Raw genomic sequence first — 15,552 nt, 5'->3', positions numbered from 1 at the left:
GGTCAAAGGTCAAAGGTCAAAGGTCAAAGGTCAAAGGTAGCTTATTAACCTAAATCCCACGACCAATAGATTTCATTAAACCTGATAACATTTTGGAAAGCTGCTTTATCTCTTCGGCTGTGGTGAACTTACTTAGTTTTTACCACAGAGAACACCGAGAGGCTTCAATGCACAGAGGAAATACTAACAAAAGAAAGTATAAACCTATTAGCTCTCTAATCTCTACCTCTGTGCTCTTCGTGACCTCCGTGGTGAATAATCACTAAAGAAGTTTTCACCACCGAGCACACCGAGGCGCTTCACTACACAGAGGAAATACTAACAAAAGAAAGTATAAACCTATTAGCTCTCTAATCTCTACCTCTTTGCTCTTCGTGACCTCCGTGGTGAATACCGAGCACACCGACAGGGGAAAGACTAACAAAAGAAAGTATAATCCCATTAGCTCTCTAATCTCTACCTCTGTGCTCTTCGTGACCTCCGTGGTGAATAATCACTAAAGAAGTTTTCACCACCGAGCACACCGAGGCGCTTCACTACACAGAGGAAACACTAACAAAAGAAAGTATAAACCTATTAGCTCTCTAATCTCTACCTCTGTACTCTTCGTGGCCTCTGTGGTGAACTTACTTAATTTCTTACCACCGAGAAAACAGAGAAACTAATCTAAATAATCAGGCATTTGTGCTAAAAACACGTCATTATTACTAAACACTAATGCGCTTAATACCATCAACTAATTTTGTCACATTAAAATTAATCAACAAACCAGTTTTAATACCGCTTAATTTTAAGTATGTAATCAACTGAGCAGAATGAATTGGTGCAAGTTTATCAATCGCTTTCAATTCAATTATAAGCAGATCTGGTATCAAGATATCTAGCCTATAGCCTGCATCTATCTCCATGCCTTTATAACTAATTGGAAGCTCAATTTGACTGACAGCTTTTATGCCTATTTGTTGTAATTCGTAAATTAAGCAATTTTCATAGCTTGACTCTAATAAGCCAGGCCCAAGTTGTCTATGAACTTCTATAGCACAACCTATTACCTTTTGTGTGATGATATCTGTTGTCATAACCTTCCTTGGCTTTAGCGATCACTTTTTAGTTTTTTGTCCTTAATGCTCTACCTAGTGAATAAATCACTAAAAACATTTTACCACCGAGAGCACAAAGGCGCTTCGCTACACAGAGGAAAGACCAGTCAAAAGGAAATATAAATCTATTAACTCTCTAATATCCACCTCAGTGAACTCGGTGCGCTCCGTGGTGAATAAATCACTAAAAACATTTTACTACCGAGAGCACAAAGGCGCTTCGCTACACAGAGGAAAGACCAGTAAAAAGGAAATATAAATCTTTTAACTCTCTAATCACTACCTCAGTGAACTCGGTGCGCTCCGTGGTGAATAAATCACTAAAAACATTTTACTACCGAGAGCACAAAGGCGCTTCGCTACACAGAGGAAAGACCAGTAAAAAGGAAATATAAATCTATTAACTCTCTAATCTCTACCTCAGTGAACTCGGTGTGCTCCGTGGTGAATAAATCACTAGAACATTTTATCACTGAAGTGCTGGACTAAACGAGAAGCTATTTTCCAAACATCCAGTTTTTCAAATTGCATAAAACTTCCCTCTTTAATTTCCTAGCCCCTAGTCACTTCCCTAGAACCTGTTTCTTACCCTAGCACCTAGTTACATTTTACTTAACCCGATCCCCACTACCACTGCCGGTTACCGTCATTAATATATATTTAAAATAGTTACCAATTGTCAGTGTATCGATCATTTCGCGATCGGTTTTAGCAAGTAATTCAGGAGTCGACATATCTATTTCATTTACTTGGGCAAGGCCTGTAATACCTGGGCGAACATCAAATACATTTTTAGCATCGCGTGCTTGGGTTAGCTCTTGTTGGTTAAATAAACCAGGGCGCGGCCCCACTAAGCTCATTTCACCTTTGAGGACATTCCAAAGCTGTGGCAACTCATCTAACTTTGTTTTACGTAAAAAACCACCAAAAGGGGTTATTGATGCTGTGCTTGCTAAGTGACTAGCAACCGATGCGGTATCTACAGACATGGTTCTGAACTTAACGAGTGTAAATGCTTTTTTATTACGGCCCACACGCTCTTGGGTAAATATAGGTGAGCCCGTATCAAACAAACCAATTATGTATAAAATCACTAAAAATGGTGATGTAAATAACAAACCAAACAGTGAAAACAAAAAGTCGAGTAAACGTATCATTTATAAATCCATTAATTATTTTATTGAAGGTTTTTTAGCAGCCAATTTAAAACCATGTTCGACTGAGTATGGCGGTTTCCAGTCAAGCGTATTTTTTGTATGAGTAATATCTAACTGAAGTGAGCCGGTTAGCCTGTCAATTACATCATTTTTATTAAGTAATTTACCAGCTAATTTAAAGCACCAAACAGGCACAGGCAAAGCTAAGTTCTTCTTATCTTGCACTTTTGCCATTAAAGCCACCATTTCAGCCGTTGACAAATCATGATCATCACTCGCTAAAAATACCTGGTTTGCCGCCTTAGGATGTTCAATACATACCTTTATTAAATCAACCAAGTTATAAACTGATACTAAACTACGCTTATTAGTTTTTATCGCTCTAAAAGGCAATGGTAAACCTTTCCTAACAAAACGCATTAAGGATGCAAAGTTTGCTTTAACACCCTCACCATAAACAAGTGGTGGGCGAATAATAACAACTTCCATGCCTGTTTGTTTACCTAGCTCTAACAATTGCTTTTCAGCTTCAGCTTTAGATATACCATAAGGATCTTCAGGTTTAGGATCATCTAACGCAGTATAAGAGCTTTGATTAGTAGTACTTTCACCGTTTACTTTTATAGAGCTTAAAAATATAAAGCGCTTAACACCAGCTTGTGCAGCTTGTTGTGCTAAATTAAGTGTTCCTTCAGTATTAACGGCTCTAAATTCATTAAGAGGGTCACTAGCTGTATCATCCATAATATGAACCCTTGCAGCACAATGTACAACCACATTAACATTTACAAGCGCGTCGCTATAAAGTGAGCTACGGTCCAAAATATGTGTGAAAACACTCTCTAATCTAGATTCCTTTCTTCCTAGTAAATTTAGTTGATAATTGCCTTGCAATTGTTCTATTAAATTATTGCCAACAAAACCTGAGTAACCGGTGATAAGTAACTGCTTCACTTTTTACCACCATAACTAGTTATTGAGTTTGCCATTTCCATCATAATATTCGTACGCGTATATTTTTTTATAAAGCTATCTCTACTCGTTTGGCTAAGTTTTAAATTATTAAGTGAAGCAATTGCTTGCTGATGATTGCTTGGATAAAACACTTCAGCGTTATCAACTTCTTGGTTGATAAATTCAGCCGCATAACCACTTACACCGGCTAAAATTGGTTTGCCCATAGCTGCGTATTCAAATATTTTTGAAGGTAATACTTTTTCAAATGCAGGGTAATCATTTAAATGTAAAAATAATATATCAGCATTTAAATACTCTTGAATTAACTGCTCTCGGTGTACAGGCGGATGAAAAGAAATATTAGCAATACCATTACTTGCTTCAACCAAAGCCGCCTTTCTGCCACCATCGCCAATCACTTTAAACTGATACTTGACTCCAGCAAGTTCCGCTAACTCAGGAATAATTGTATTAAGCCCTTGCCCCTCACCAATATTACCAGCATATAAAACAGTTAACACTTCTGACTTTATTAACTCTGATTCAACTAGTTCTTCAGTATGTAAAAACTCTTTATCAATACCATTTGTAAACCATGAATAGCTTGCATTTTTAAACCGCTTAACAAAGTAGCTCTCAAATCCTTTTGATACTAGGTTAATATGTCTAGCAGCTGAAAAGGTATAATTTTCAACTAATGTTAAAATTGGTTTGAGCAAAAAAGTAACTTTTGGGTTTAACACATCTTTTAGCGTATCAACAAAAATATCACGTATATCTAAATAGAGAGGTGCATTGATTCGTTTTGCAATTCTCGCCCCTAAAAAGGCTGTAAATAAACGAGAGCTTGTTGCGAAGACTAAATCATACTTTTTACCGTTGATAAGTTCGTTTGCCTGCTTATAAAAAGCAGCAAAAGATTTAATTTGATCAAGCATACCACTTTTATGTGAAGGTAAAGCAATTCGTCTAACTGTTACATTGTCAGTTTGTTCAAACTCCTGTGCACCAGCCTCAAAACTTGCATACCGATTTGGCATAGTTGTAATAACTTCAATCTCAAGATCGGAGTTATTTTTTAGCTGGTCTATTAAAGCCGTAGTTCTGAATGAACCTGCGCATAAATCAGGGGTGTAATAAAATGAAAGTACAAGTATTTTCAAAACTACTCCTTGTATGGGTAGTCAATACCACATAGAAAAAATAAATAGTCAATTTTTAAATTTAAAACTCAAGTAATATGAAATAAAGAATATAAAAAAGGCATAATTCAAGAACTCGAAAATAGAACCGCTTTTTAAAGATAACATGAATGTATAAACAGCGAATATAGAGATTACATTTAGCCCATTTTCTCTTGTAAATTTAAGTAAGCCCTTTAAATACATATAAACCATTAACATTGAAAAGGGCAACCCAAAGCTAATGATAAGTTCGAGTAAAAAGTTATGAGGATATTGCGCAAAATCATAACGGTAAAAATATTGAAAAAAATTGAAACCACAACCGAATGAGAGACAACCTGGATTTAGACTTAGTAAATTTAAAGCCTCGGTGAAAAAGCTAGCTCTTGAACCAAAGTCAGCAAAACCATTTTCTGAAAGCATATTTGAAAAGCGAGAGACTATTATGAAGCCATCTACAATATTAGAAAAAGTATTTGTATTATAGATTAAAGCACAAAAAATAAGTGAGAAAAGAAAAAAAAGTAATCTACTGTAATAATAAAAAAAACACAAAATAATAAGAAAACCAAACAAGAAATCCCCTCTAGCACCACCTGCAAAAGATAAAATAAAAAAAATAAAGAAAGAAAGGAGAATTATTAATTTAAAGAGCCTAGATAAGCGAGTAGGAAAAAAAACTAATATACACATACACAAAAGTGCTGCATACATAAAAAACTTAGTCAGACCTTGCGAGTACATCAACTCGGTACTCGAAAAATTATATTTAGGTGGGATGCTTATATCCACACCTCCTGTTACCATTAACAAAATACAATACAAAAGAAATATTACATACAAACATATAGAGAAAACAAAAAACACAGTACAGTTATATTTTAATCTAGCTAAAGCTAAACTTATAAAGAAACCGAGCACTATGTATAATAAAAGTGTTGTATTTGAAAAATAATGAGCACCTCCATATAGCACACTTTGTGAAAAACCATAGATAAATAGAACAAAAAACACTGCAACATTATATATGGTACTTTTAGAAATATTATTTTTTAAGATGTTAAAACTAAAGCCATATAATATCATCAACGAAAAAAAAACCAGTAATAATTTACGGATTATATCGATATATAATTCATGGAGAACTGTCGTTGTAGTCCAACCAATTGTTGCTAGTGCAAGAAGAACCAGCAGAAAAAAAACCTTGTTTTTATCGACTAAATTAGCTGACTCAATCATTACTTAACAATCTTTCAAAATCCACATCATAATTTTCCCAAAAATCATTATATTCATAAGAAGCTTTGGAATCAGATGAATAAAGGGAAATTGCATTCAGAACGGACTTATATTCACTACCATCATCGGGTAATAAGATTTTGTTTGGATAACCCTTTAAAATATCGACGATGGTTGGATTATTTCCAGCAATGATAAAAGTATTTCTAGCCATCGCTTGGTAGATCCTATTAGGCTCACAATACATTTGATTTAATGAATTCGATTTATATGATATGACTGTGAATTCACAACAACTTAGTAAATAATTTATCGAATCTAAACCTAAACTTCCTAATAATAAACATTTTTTTATATAATTATCACCTAACATGTTCAGATAATTAGTATCAACACTATTACCTGCATGAACAATAACGTAGCCAGAATCGATTATAGCTCTAGCAATCTCGACACCATTCCTATTTTCTATTAAGCTATTCTGAAGATACACAAACTTTCGACCATTAAGCCAATCTATTGATTGTGAACATTTCATTTCATCTAATATCGATTTTTTCGTAGGGATATTTTTTAATATTAAATAATCATTCGCTAATACATTAATTTTTTTTTCTAAATAAACCATTCGTTCAAAATTAGCATGTACTAAAAATGTAGCTTTTTTATAAGTTTTCCGAAATAAAAACTTCGTAAACCGACTTTTTAAAGTCCACTCTGGCGGTAATTCATGGTGGTCCCATACTGTTTTCATCCCTATAAAGGAAGCACAATAAACTAATGGAAAAAGTATTGGGTCACAAATCCAAGCTGTAATATTACTACGCTTTTTCATTTTATAAGAAAGAAACGTACAAATTACTGTAAACTGAAGTGCGCCAAGCAACCTCAATAGAATATTTTTAGGAGCAGAACCACCTATCAGTTTTATCTTTACGATATCATATGGGTACTTATTACAGTCAACTATATCGTTTGAACTAAGGAATATTCTAATCTTATCTACTTTTTTACTAATACTTTCTAGCTCTTTTAAGACTCGGTTATCGGAATTAAAAGCTTGTGTTTTGACATAAAAATTGACTATTTTCATTTATTTTTATATTCCAAAGCATTTTTAATTAATTTTTTTACGATTAAAGTCACTCTTTCCAGTCGTGTACTTTCTTCAATATTTAGCTTGTTGAAGTCATTAAGATAAAAGCTCGAACTGCCTATTTTTCGAACCATATTCTTTACAACAGAAGGTGTTAAATGCGAAGATAAAACATAATCATAACACTTTTTGGCATGTAAATGTTTATTCTTTTCTATTCGCAATAAAACATCCTGAAACTTTAATCTTTTATCGTTTGAATAGTAGTTTTCAACAGCCACATCATACCCTTCAATATCATAAAGAAACATATATTTATTATCTCTCTTTAGATCCATTTGGGTTGCGGCGCTACTAGGTACTAAAATTGATGGTATACAATTAATAGCAAATTCAAGCGCAGACATACCCATAGAGAAACCGAGATCCATACCTCTAATGTGAGAGGTTAAATCATTTCCTTTTAAGACCCCATGCATTTTTATTTTTATTTTTTTAGACTTCTGAATATTATGCTCCGCATCACCACTGCCAACAATATGTAAAACAATTCTATTTAAACTGCTACAATTTGAACTTTCAATATCGGATATTAACTGATTAAGGACTTTAACTTTATCTACTGCTAATCTACTTATCCAACAAATTCTAATTATTGATTCTTTACTTGGTATAACACTTTCTAAATCACCTTCATACTTTTCCGATATAGCAACGGGAAAGTAAGTTGGGTTGAAGTTAACATTAAACATCTTAGCATTAAATCTATAGTTATTCTGGCACATGAAAAATAGCGCACCCGAATCATTCGCAACCTCTAAGAACCTTTTAATTTTTGATATCCTTTTGTGTTCAAAGCGCTTTAATATTTTTACGAAAAATGAAAGCGGGTATTTTTTGTAAAATAATGAGAATAGCGTCCATTGAACCAAATTAAAAGGATGTAAATCCCAAAAAACTAATCGTGGATTTCCATTTATCCTATTTAACTCCTTCATTTGAAATGCTTTATCTAATGACAAAACAAGTACATCATCAGGGGACAGCGAGATATTATCGATATCTATAAACCCAACATTAGTGCCCTTTTGTATCAAATTCTGATATAAAAAACAGTCTTTATTTGAAATAATAGCTACTTTATAATCAAGATTAGATAACTCTATACAAACCCTTTGAAACAAAACTTGCGCACCACCAATACCTCTTGATGGATAATAAAAAACTAAACGCATCAGATTCCTTAAGCTAGAATTCAAATTAAAATGCAAGCTTATATAAAAATTAATTTCTATATTTATTTATAATTTTATATAAATTAGCAATAACTTTAAATGCCATTTTATCTTTCAATAATAAAAGAGAGGCTACATATATGAATGCACCCACAAACAATTTTGAAGTCAATGTTAACCAAAGATCTTCGAATACAACATACTCTACACATACATACATCAATAAAGCAGAAATAATATAATTTTTAGAAATACGTAACTGCTCTTTTACACCGAATGAAAATAACTTTCCTGGGTAATAAGCATTTATAAAGAAACTAATTATTGAAGTAATAACAATAGCGACACTTACTCCAACGATTCCATATGGGAGAGCAATCACAATAGCTAAAATGACAATTGGAATTTTAAGCAAATCAACTTTAAGAAACAGATCGGAGCGGCCGATGGCATTTAATATATTCATATTAATTGAACTTATTGGAGTTATAGCCCTAGAAAGACATAATAACTTAATTACTACAATCGCAGGTAACCAATCATCACCTAAAAAGATATGTACAAATGTCTCAGACACTGCTGAAAAGCCAACTAAGACGGGTATTGATGCCATCATAGTAACTGCTATCAACTGAGTATAAATATTAACCAACTTTATTCTATTGGCTTTTACCTCTGTTAATAGCGGATATGTTACACTTTGTAATGTTGATGATATTAGAGCGGAAAGAAAGTTTGTTAAATTAGTAGCTTGTGTAAAATACCCGACTTTTCCTGAGTCAAAAAAGCGTCCGAGAAGAATTATATATATATTTTTATATAATGTTGCAATTAGTCCCGCAAGCATTAAGTTTGATCCAAACTTAAAAAGTTTTCTTAATGAATCTTTATTAAAAATAAGCTTAGGAAACCAATTACAAAAAAACCACATCATCGTATTATTTATTATTGATTTACACAGAATTAGATAAACCAAAGACCAATAACTGTAGCCGGTGACAGCCAAGTAAAAACCTAGTAAAGAACTTATAATTGTCGCTATAAAAGAAGATATAGCTTGGCTTTTGAAATCAACTTTTATTATCAATTTTGCACGAACTACCACCGTCAACGAGTTAATAATTACAACTAAAAATAAGACTCTTGCTATATTTGTAAGTTCCGCCTCATTATAAAATGAAGATATTAGAGGTGATGAAAAATACAGTAAAGTGTAGATCACGACTCCGAAGATAAGGTTTACATAAAAAATAGTTGATGAATCATCCTCAGTGAGCTCATTACTTCTCTGAACTAACGCTTGCGAAAAGCCATTACTAACAATGCTCTCTGTAATCAACATAAAAACTGTCAACATACCAACTAAACCAAACGCTTCAGGTCCAATCAGACGAGCTATGTATAACATTACTCCGAGATAAGCAAATTGACTTACAATTTTATCTGCCAAATTCCATATAAACCCGTTTAAGAATTTCCTTTTTAAACTATTAGCCATAATTATAGGCCAGCATCTTGGAGTATTTTTTTAGTTAGTAGGATAGCACCAAGCTCACTTAAATGATCGGCATCTCCCATATGTTCATCATTGAACTCTTTTGAATCATAGTAGTTAAAAATTTCAGCACCATAGCTTTCAAGTGAATGGGTTTTTTCAAACAATTCTGCTGAGCTAGGAAGCCTTCCCTTATATGACTCCATACATGGAGTAATAACAACAAGACACCGATGACCATACTTTTTGGCATCTTTAGCAAGCTTTTCTAACCAGATTAATTGGTCTGGTTCCCTTTTATTCTCTCTTAAATGAATCTTAGCTCTTTTTTCTATTGAAGAAGTATCTATAGGTCCGTAAGTAATTTTTTTATCGTAACCTCTATCGCTTAATCTAGTTCTTCTAGTTTCAATTTTTTTACAGCGTTTATTAATTTTATCGACCAAACTTTTATCTATTAATCCCTCAATTTGTAAGGGTACATTAAAAAAATAATTGTATGCAACTGCCCGATTTCTTTCCTTTGTTTTTATCAACGAAAATCCTATTGTTGCAGGGTTAATAAAAACAATTATATTTCTTAAAGCTGGCAGAGATTTACGCTTCTCGTTATAAAAAGCATAAGCGAAGTATGCATCACTGCTTGTGAGCCCCATGTTAAAAAGCCCTTCTTTCATCGGAGAATAAAAAGCATAATCGGCGTTTGACCCCCTTAACGCTAGAGTGGTTATTTCAACAGAATAGTGTTCAAACGACTTACTTTTCTTTGCAACATACTGAAGAAATTTTTTGTCATAAAACTCTAAACTATCCTTATAAAAAAGACTTTTTATTAACAATTTTGTTTTTTTTAATAATTCCATATCCCCTCCAACGTGAACTGTAAAACCTTAAAAATCGTTTATAACTTTAATAATATGGTTAGCCTGATCAACCGAGAGCAAAGAGCTTATCGGTAGGGATAAAATGCAATTTTGAATATTCTCTGTAACCGGCAAGCTCAGTGAGTTGAATTTCTCATATGCTTGTTGTTTATGAGGAGCAACAGGGTAGTGGATTAAACTCTGTATCTCATTGTCTTCTAAATACTTCTGCAACTCATCTCGTTCATCACATAAAATAACAAACAAATGAAACGCATGTTCTTCGTCGTTATTCCAAGATGGTAAACGTATTTTAGCATTTACAATTTCGTTTTTATACTTATTAGCTAACACTCTCCTTTGATCAGTTTCAATATCTAAATAACTTAGCTTAACCCGTAGCATTGCCGCTTGAATTTCATCTAAGCGACTATTCACACCTTGATAAATATTTTTATACTTTTCATGTGAGCCATAATTGCGTAAAGCCTTAATAGCTCTAGCTAAATTCTCATCATTAGTTGTTATTGCTCCAGCATCACCTAATGCCCCTAAGTTTTTTCCAGGATAAAAGCTAAAGCCTGCTGCATCCCCCCAGCTTCCACACTTTTTCCCATTTATTTTTGCCCCATGTGATTGAGCACAATCCTCTAGTACCAATAAATTATACTCATCAGCGAGCTTAATTAATTCTGGCATAGGTGAAATCAAACCATATAAATGCACTGGTAAAATAGCTTTTGTTTTTCTTGTAATAGCTTTTTCTACTATTGTAGGGCATAGGTTATACGTATCAATATTTGGCTCAACTAATACAGGAACTAAATCATTCTCAGTTATTGCTAAAATGCTAGCAATATAAGTATTTGCTGGAACAATGACTTCATCTCCAGCCTTTAATTTTCCAAGCTCTTTCCAAGCTCTTAAGGTTAACGTAAGTGCATCAAGACCGTTAGCAACACCTATGGCAAATTTTACCCCACAGTAATCAGCAAACTCAGTCTCAAATGCTTCCAACTCTTTGCCCATTATATACCAACCAGTATCAATAACTCTTGAACAGGCATTCTTTAACTCCTGTTGGTATTGTGCATTTACTTTCGCTAAATCTAAAAATGGGATCATACTACTTCTCAATATATTTAATTATTTTTGCTGGATTACCAACAACCACAGCATAATCTGGAACATTCTTTGTTACTACAGCACCAGCACCAACCATACAATTAATACCTAAAGTTATACCTGGTAAAATAGTTGCATTTGCCCCAATTGACGCACCTGCTTTTATTACTATTTTTGAAAAACGATCAGGGTACTGTTGCGAGCGCGGTATTTTATCATTAGTAAATGTAGCACAAGGACCAATAAAAACATTATCATCAATGGTTATACCATCCCATAAATAAACACCTGATTTAATGGTAACATTTGAACCGATAACAACATCATTTTCAATTAAAGTATGAGCGCAAATATTGCAATTTAGACCAATAGTAGCACCAGCCAAAATTACAGAAAATTGCCATACTCTAGTCCCATCGCCAATATTTTGACTCTGAACATCACTCAAAGGGTGTATAAACATTATTTGTTGACCAACGCTATAAATTCCTGATAGTTACGTATGTAATCGGATTCACAATAATATTCACTAGCTAATATAAGCAGAACACAATCACTACTAAAATCATGCATTTCTCTCCACTGATGATTACCAATATATAATCCTAAATCAGGTGAGTTTAGAATGACACTTTCACGATATTCCCCGTTATCTAATATAAAGCGACAACTGCCTTTTACACAAATTGCAACTTGTTCTAAGTTAATATGCGCATGAAATCCTCTTGCGACACTTGCTCCTGTATTAAACAAGTAATAAACTCGCTTAACATCAAAAGGGATATTTTTTTGTTGCTCAAGTGAGATTAAGTCTCCGCGCTCATCACCTAAATTTTGAAAGTTTAATAATTTAATTAAACTCATCGTTAATCCTTAATAATTTCTAACAAATATTGACCATAGCTGTTTTTCAACATAGGTTTAGCCAGAACCTTTATATCAGGAGCAGTTAACCAACTGTTATTAAAGCCTATTTCCTCTAAGCATGCTATCTTATAACCTTGACGTTTCTCAATTGTTTCAACAAATTGTGCTGCTTCAAGTAAACTCTCATGAGTACCTGTATCTAACCAGGCAAAACCACGACCCAGTATTTCAACATTGAGTTTGTTTTTCTTTAAATATATTTCATTAAGGCAAGTGATTTCCAATTCACCGCGATGTGATGGTTCTACTTGCTTTGCTATTTCAACAACTGAACTATCATAGAAGTACAAACCTGTAACTGCATAGTGCGATTTGGGTTGAACTGGTTTTTCTTCAAGTGAAATCGCTTTTTGATTCTCATCAAACTCTACTACACCAAAGCGTTCAGGATCTTTTACTTGATAACCAAAAACGGTGGCACCTTGCCCATTTTTAGCATTTTGTACTGCGTGCTTTAATTTAGGAGTAAAACCTTGACCATAAAAAATATTATCACCCAATACTAGGCATACATCATCGTTACCAATAAAATCTTCCCCGAGTATAAATGCTTGGGCTAATCCATCAGGACTTGGCTGCACAGTATAGCTAAGTTCAATACCAAATTGTGAACCATCTCCTAGTAAACGTTTAAATGAATCACAATCTTCTGGCGTAGTAATAATTAACACTTCGCGAATACCTGCCAACATTAAAACCGACAGCGGATAATAAATCATCGGCTTATCATAAATTGGGAGTAGCTGTTTTGATACACCCAGAGTGATAGGGTAAAGACGAGTGCCTGAGCCACCCGCAAGGATAATTCCTTTCATATTATTCTCCTTGTTGCGCTGTATCAATTTCGCCAAGACGTTCACGTTGGTATGAACCATCTTGAACGTTCTGGCACCATCTTTGATTATTTAAATACCATAGGACAGTCTTATGTAAACCTGTTTCAAAAGTTTCGACTGGCGTCCAGTTTAATTCAGCACTCATCTTAGTTGCGTCAATAGCATAACGGCGATCGTGACCTGGGCGATCTGATACAAAAGTAATTTGGTTTGCGTATTGCTTTTCCTTAGGCACTAAATCATCTAAAATTTCACAAATGGTTTGTACAACTTCAATATTTTGTTTTTCATTATGACCACCTATATTATAGGTTTCACCCACTATACCTTCGGTCACAACTTTATAAAGTGCCCGAGCGTGATCTTCTACATACAACCAATCACGAATTTGATCACCCTTACCATATATTGGTAAAGGCTTACCTTCCAATGCGTTTAAAATCACCAATGGAATTAGCTTTTCAGGGAAGTGGTAAGGCCCATAGTTATTTGAGCAATTAGTAATAATTGTAGGGAAGCCATAAGTTCTTAACCATGCTCGCACTAAATGATCACTAGATGCTTTACTCGCCGAATATGGACTACTTGGCGCATAAGAAGTTTGCTCGGTAAATAAAGGCAGCTCTTTATCAAACGCACTACCTTCTTGTTCATCTGGGTGCGGTAAATCACCATATACTTCATCAGTAGATATATGATGGAACCTAAAAGCTTGTTTCGCTGCCGTATCAAGTGAATTCCAATACTCGCGAGCGGCTTCTAATAGAGTGTATGTACCTACAATATTAGTTTGGATGAACTCTGCTGGCCCAGTTATTGAGCGATCAACGTGGCTCTCAGCAGCTAGGTGCATTACTGCATCTGGCTTATGCACTTTAAAAACACGGTCAAGCTCTGCGTGGTTACAAATGTCAACCTGTTCAAATACATAGCGCTCATTACTCTCTAGAGATTTAAGAGACTCTAAGTTACCAGCATAAGTTAACTTATCAAGATTAATAACACTATCAGTAGTATTTTCGATAATATGACGAACAACCGCAGAACCAATAAAACCGGCACCGCCAGTAACTAAGATTTTCATTTACCAAATGCCTTTTGTGTCTATAAGGTAATCACTTTTAACAGTGCTATTTTTGAACTCTTGATGGTCAACAAGTAGTAAGTGAATATCTGCACTATTCTTTGCCATTTCAAATGTAGATAGCTGTAGTGTATTTATCTTACTTGGTAATTCATTAATATTAGGCTCAACAGCAATAACTGATCCAGAATGTAATTCAGCTATTTGTTTAGTAATATTTAAGGCTGGGCTTTCGCGTAAGTCATCGATATCCGGTTTAAATGCTAAGCCATAACAAGCTATAGTTATATCTTTTGCGGTTTTACTTGGGTTAGCTTGTAAAAAGTCTGCAATAGCTAGTTTAACTTTATTAATTACCCATTGCGGCTTTGCATCGTTCACCTTACGTGCTGTATGAATTATTTGCGCCTCTTCTGGCGTTTTACTAACAATAAACCACGGGTCTACAGCAATACAGTGCCCACCAACGCCTGGCCCTGGTTGTAATATGTTTATACGTGGGTGGCGATTAGCCAGTGATATAAGCTCCCAAACGTCAATGTCTAACTTATCGCAAATGATTGATAACTCATTAGCAAAGGCTATTTGCACATCACGGCATGAGTTTTCAGTTAATTTAGCCATCTCTGCTGTACGGGCATTAGTGATTACACACTCGCCTTGCACAAAGGTTTTGTAAAGCTCTACAGCGCGAGCTGAGCATTTAGCAGTCATACCGCCGATTACGCGGTCATTTTCAACCAACTCACGCACTACATGGCCTGGTAATACTCGCTCAGGGCAATGCGCAACATTTACATCTGCGCTTTCGCCTACAGCTTGTGGGAATGATAAATCAGGGCGTGCTGCTGCTAACCACTCAGCCATTTGCTCTGTAGCACCCACTGGTGAGGTAGACTCTAATATTACTAAGTCACCTTTTTTAAGTACCGGAGCAATCGCCTCAGAGGCTTTTTTGATATAGCTTAAATCTGGTTCTGGTATTGTAGAGTCATTGTTTTTGAATGGGGTTGGTACCGCAATTAAAAATGCATCTGCAGGCTCTGGGGAGGTTACTGCTTTTAGGTAACCCTCTGTTACTGCAGCATGTACGATCATGTCTAGATCTGGTTCTACGATATGAATTTCACCACGGTTAATGGTATCTACTGCATGTTGATTTACATCTACGCCAATTACGCTTTTTTTACGTGATGCAAACATTGCTGCTGTTGGTAGGCCAATATAGCCTAAGCCAATAACTGAAATCGTATT

The 15,552-nt window shown here is 34.6% G+C and carries 15 protein-coding genes; all 15 read right to left on the bottom strand.

Annotation, left to right across the window (positions count from 1 at the left end; all coding sequences use genetic code 11):
* Positions 1-707 precede the first annotated feature (707 nt).
* Positions 708-1,079: a GxxExxY protein gene (locus tag H5183_RS20830; RefSeq protein WP_145236663.1), complete on the bottom strand. Its 372-nt coding sequence runs from the start codon at positions 1,077-1,079 to the stop codon at positions 708-710.
* Positions 1,080-1,708: 629 nt separating this feature from the next.
* Positions 1,709-2,257 carry a sugar transferase gene (locus tag H5183_RS20825; protein ID WP_182732620.1) on the bottom strand — a complete coding sequence of 183 codons (549 nt, stop codon included), beginning with the start codon at positions 2,255-2,257 and terminating at the stop codon, positions 1,709-1,711.
* Between the two features lie 15 nt (positions 2,258-2,272).
* On the bottom strand, positions 2,273-3,211 hold the full coding sequence (locus H5183_RS20820; protein ID WP_182732619.1) for an SDR family oxidoreductase: 939 nt from the start codon (positions 3,209-3,211) through the stop codon (positions 2,273-2,275).
* On the bottom strand, positions 3,208-4,377 hold the full coding sequence (locus tag H5183_RS20815) for a glycosyltransferase family 4 protein (protein ID WP_182732618.1): 1,170 nt from the start codon (positions 4,375-4,377) through the stop codon (positions 3,208-3,210). The genes H5183_RS20820 and H5183_RS20815 overlap by 4 nt, the downstream gene beginning before the upstream one ends.
* Positions 4,378-4,425: 48 nt before the next feature.
* Positions 4,426-5,637 carry a hypothetical protein gene (locus H5183_RS20810; protein ID WP_182732617.1) on the bottom strand — a complete coding sequence of 404 codons (1,212 nt, stop codon included), beginning with the start codon at positions 5,635-5,637 and terminating at the stop codon, positions 4,426-4,428.
* Positions 5,630-6,730, bottom strand: coding sequence for a hypothetical protein (locus H5183_RS20805; protein WP_182732616.1), 1,101 nt, complete (start codon positions 6,728-6,730; stop codon positions 5,630-5,632). The genes H5183_RS20810 and H5183_RS20805 overlap by 8 nt, the downstream gene beginning before the upstream one ends.
* On the bottom strand, positions 6,727-7,968 hold the full coding sequence (locus tag H5183_RS20800) for a hypothetical protein (protein ID WP_182732615.1): 1,242 nt from the start codon (positions 7,966-7,968) through the stop codon (positions 6,727-6,729). Before H5183_RS20800 ends, H5183_RS20805 begins: the two co-directional genes overlap by 4 nt.
* Positions 7,969-8,017: 49 nt before the next feature.
* Positions 8,018-9,466 carry a lipopolysaccharide biosynthesis protein gene (locus tag H5183_RS20795; RefSeq protein ID WP_182732614.1) on the bottom strand — a complete coding sequence of 483 codons (1,449 nt, stop codon included), beginning with the start codon at positions 9,464-9,466 and terminating at the stop codon, positions 8,018-8,020.
* 2 nt (positions 9,467-9,468) lie between these two features.
* Positions 9,469-10,326 carry a hypothetical protein gene (locus H5183_RS20790; RefSeq protein WP_182732613.1) on the bottom strand — a complete coding sequence of 286 codons (858 nt, stop codon included), beginning with the start codon at positions 10,324-10,326 and terminating at the stop codon, positions 9,469-9,471.
* Between the two features lie 27 nt (positions 10,327-10,353).
* The gene (locus H5183_RS20785) at positions 10,354-11,451 is read right to left on the bottom strand and encodes a DegT/DnrJ/EryC1/StrS aminotransferase family protein (RefSeq protein WP_182732612.1); all 1,098 of its coding nucleotides are present in this window, start codon (positions 11,449-11,451) and stop codon (positions 10,354-10,356) included.
* Position 11,452: 1 nt separating this feature from the next.
* Entirely contained in the window at positions 11,453-11,914 is a 462-nt protein-coding gene (locus H5183_RS20780; RefSeq protein ID WP_182732611.1) for an acyltransferase, read from the bottom strand.
* A complete protein-coding gene (locus H5183_RS20775) occupies positions 11,914-12,315 on the bottom strand; it encodes an FdtA/QdtA family cupin domain-containing protein (protein ID WP_182732610.1) in 402 nt (133 codons plus the stop codon). Before H5183_RS20775 ends, H5183_RS20780 begins: the two co-directional genes overlap by 1 nt.
* 2 nt (positions 12,316-12,317) lie before the next feature.
* Positions 12,318-13,193: a glucose-1-phosphate thymidylyltransferase RfbA gene (rfbA, locus tag H5183_RS20770; protein WP_182732609.1), complete on the bottom strand. Its 876-nt coding sequence runs from the start codon at positions 13,191-13,193 to the stop codon at positions 12,318-12,320.
* A 1-nt stretch (position 13,194) separates the two neighbouring features.
* A complete protein-coding gene (gene rfbB / locus H5183_RS20765) occupies positions 13,195-14,298 on the bottom strand; it encodes a dTDP-glucose 4,6-dehydratase (protein ID WP_182732608.1) in 1,104 nt (367 codons plus the stop codon).
* The coding region (gene wecC, locus H5183_RS20760; RefSeq protein WP_182732607.1) for a UDP-N-acetyl-D-mannosamine dehydrogenase at positions 14,299-15,552 on the bottom strand (1,254 nt) is incomplete at its 5' end. It lies immediately after the preceding gene.

This window comes from Pseudoalteromonas sp. SR44-8, assembly GCF_014163635.1.
Classification (GTDB): Bacteria; Pseudomonadota; Gammaproteobacteria; order Enterobacterales; family Alteromonadaceae; genus Pseudoalteromonas; species Pseudoalteromonas rhizosphaerae.
The sequence above is the reverse complement of the archived record's forward strand: the minus strand, read 5'-3'. Positions and strand labels throughout refer to the sequence as shown.

Coding starts and splice junctions, on each gene's coding strand:
- H5183_RS20775 (WP_182732610.1), bottom strand. CDS start 12,315: ATGAGTTTAATTAAATTATTAAACTTTCAAAATTTAGGTGATGAGCGC.
- H5183_RS20830 (WP_145236663.1), bottom strand. CDS start 1,079: ATGACAACAGATATCATCACACAAAAGGTAATAGGTTGTGCTATAGAA.
- H5183_RS20795 (WP_182732614.1), bottom strand. CDS start 9,466: ATGGCTAATAGTTTAAAAAGGAAATTCTTAAACGGGTTTATATGGAAT.
- H5183_RS20785 (WP_182732612.1), bottom strand. CDS start 11,451: ATGATCCCATTTTTAGATTTAGCGAAAGTAAATGCACAATACCAACAG.
- rfbB (WP_182732608.1), bottom strand. CDS start 14,298: ATGAAAATCTTAGTTACTGGCGGTGCCGGTTTTATTGGTTCTGCGGTT.
- H5183_RS20825 (WP_182732620.1), bottom strand. CDS start 2,257: ATGATACGTTTACTCGACTTTTTGTTTTCACTGTTTGGTTTGTTATTT.
- H5183_RS20790 (WP_182732613.1), bottom strand. CDS start 10,326: ATGGAATTATTAAAAAAAACAAAATTGTTAATAAAAAGTCTTTTTTAT.
- H5183_RS20780 (WP_182732611.1), bottom strand. CDS start 11,914: ATGTTTATACACCCTTTGAGTGATGTTCAGAGTCAAAATATTGGCGAT.
- H5183_RS20810 (WP_182732617.1), bottom strand. CDS start 5,637: ATGATTGAGTCAGCTAATTTAGTCGATAAAAACAAGGTTTTTTTTCTG.
- rfbA (WP_182732609.1), bottom strand. CDS start 13,193: ATGAAAGGAATTATCCTTGCGGGTGGCTCAGGCACTCGTCTTTACCCT.
- H5183_RS20805 (WP_182732616.1), bottom strand. CDS start 6,730: ATGAAAATAGTCAATTTTTATGTCAAAACACAAGCTTTTAATTCCGAT.
- H5183_RS20800 (WP_182732615.1), bottom strand. CDS start 7,968: ATGCGTTTAGTTTTTTATTATCCATCAAGAGGTATTGGTGGTGCGCAA.